This window comes from Pseudomonas sp. P4_C3 (assembly GCF_056402075.1).
On record NZ_JBFUIC010000507.1, the window covers coordinates 1 to 2155 of the forward strand.

General features: G+C 39.4%; 3 protein-coding genes. All 3 read left to right on the forward strand.

Features of this window, described 5'->3' with window-relative positions:
• The first annotated feature begins 93 nt into the window (after positions 1–93).
• On the forward strand, positions 94–840 hold the full coding sequence (locus AC1DVH_RS29940; protein WP_477756837.1) for an NAD-binding protein: 747 nt from the start codon (positions 94–96) through the stop codon (positions 838–840).
• 21 nt (positions 841–861) lie between these two features.
• Positions 862–1308 (forward strand): hypothetical protein, encoded by a 447-nt coding sequence (locus AC1DVH_RS29945; protein WP_477756838.1) that lies wholly within the window; start codon positions 862–864, stop codon positions 1306–1308.
• 186 nt (positions 1309–1494) lie between these two features.
• Positions 1495–2155: MATE family efflux transporter (locus AC1DVH_RS29950; protein ID WP_477756839.1), on the forward strand; the 661-nt coding region annotated here is incomplete at its 3' end.

A 2155-nucleotide genomic window follows, 5' to 3' on the forward strand; every position in this document is an offset into this window, starting at 1 on the left:
ACCGTCAGCGAAATTTTGACTCTAGTAGATAAGTCTGATTTTCCAGTAATAATATTTGATATTGGTGGTTACTTTGCTCCCTATATCGATTAAATGTCGGCCTTGCTGGGTGAGCGATTAATACTAGTGCTAGAAGATACCGCCAATGGCCATAAAAAGTATCAAAATACTGATTATTTTAACAAGGGGCGGTGTTTTAAGTCAGTAGCATACGATTCCTACAAGATGGCAGAGAACGTAATGGTGGCAAACATAATGCTGGCGCATCTCCCTTCCTTCGTTACAGATTGGTCAAAATATAAGCCTGCATTGGTCGTTGGTTACGGCAGAATTGGGCGTTCGCTTTGCTTTGGGCTTAGGGAAAGAGGTGTCATAAATATTGTTGTTGTTGACACCGACAAAGCCCGCCTATTTATGGCAGCTACAGAAGGGTTTGAAGTTTTAACTCCTGCTGAGTTGGGGGCTAATGTTGACCGTTTTGAGTATTGCTTTTCGATGTCGGGGCAACATGGCACCACTAAGAAAATAGTAAGCGCTATGAAGGATAATGGTTATATTGCGGTTGTGACTTCTTATGATGATGAATTTGATCAGGAGTTAATCAAGTGTTTTGAGGCGGGCGACGGTTCATCCATTGTGTTGGATCGCAAGAAGATTAATGTCGTAAATAAGGGTAGGCCAATTAATTTGTCCAGCTATGCTGCGTTTGATGCAAGAAATTTATCTCTGCATTTTATCTTTGGAAAAATTCTCTCTGCTTTTTTAATTTCATTGGGTTTGGAGTTGTCCGCCGATTGGGAGGACGACGTATATTCAGACATTCTTGGTGAGATCCGGTAGTGCTTGCGTAGGGGAGGATGTATGGAAATTGCTAGAATTTCTTTTGCGTTGATAGTTTCCAGATTAGGCGAGATGGTCGCATCTCTCTTTTATTTTTCTTTCATAGGGCACTTTATAGTTGATTCGCTGAGCCAGGCATCATTGGCTTGGGCATTGGTTTCTTTTTTGACGGTTATCGGGATTGGTTTTTTTTCAATTTTGATGGTGAATGTGGCAGGTTCGACGGATCTGAATGCTAATGTTGTTGCGCTTGATTTAAATGTTTCCTTTAGATTTGCGATTTTGTTTGGGAGTGGCATTGTTTTTGGAGTGCTCCTTCACGTTGTTAGTGTCTCAGGCTCTCCCTCTGTGAACGATAACAATCTCGGGTTAGAAGTACTGCTGGTGTTCTCATTTTCTATTCCTGCTATTTATGTCCAGATTGTTGTTTTTAATTTTTTCAATGCTATTAAAAAAACAAAGTATTAGGTTCTATATGCTTGGATGTTCAATTTGGCGCTAGTTGTAATGGGGTTTATTCTTGTCCTGCTAGATGTGTATTCGAATGTTATTTATTTCTTGCTCGCGTATGTTGCCCTGAGATGGTTTTTTGCTGCAGTAGCATTATTTTTTTTCAGTAGAACAATTCATCTCTATGTTTTCCGGTTTCGGTACTTGCAAAGTGTTGAGAGAAGCGCATATGCAAATTATTTTTTTAAAGCGCTTCCGTTAGCACTTTGCTTTGGCGGTGAAAGTCTTTTGTTTTTTATTCTTTCATTTGTTTCAAAAAACCTAGGAGATGCAAGCCTTTCTGCCTATCAGGCATCTCTACATTTTTTGAGTATCTTATACATGATTTCAATTGGAGTGGGGAATGCTACCGGTATCATTACGGCTCGCCACTATCAGCTAAAAGAATACTCCTTGCTGAAGCAAATATACTTTCAAGGGATGGTATTTGGGCTTTTTATGTTGATCCCATTTTTGCTCGCTTGCTTTTTCTTAAAGGAAAGTATTTCCCTTCTTTATACGTCTGATGAAGTTGTAAGGCGGTTGATTGAGAGTAATATTCTAATATCGATACCATTTTTGGTCTTCGAGTATGCTTATATTGTGACTCGAATGACATTAAGAAGCATGGGGGATTTTTGGGTGCCAGCACTTTTCACAATAACGTCACTAAATATACTAGGTTTGATTGTTTCTATTAGCTTGCTTTCGTTTTTTGAATATAGTGTGCGCTCCATATTTGTGGCTCTTGTATTTTGCTCGTTTGTCTTAATGTTGTTTTTGCTTCGGCGCTTGGGGAGGATGTTCAAAGAGCACGATTGTCGTT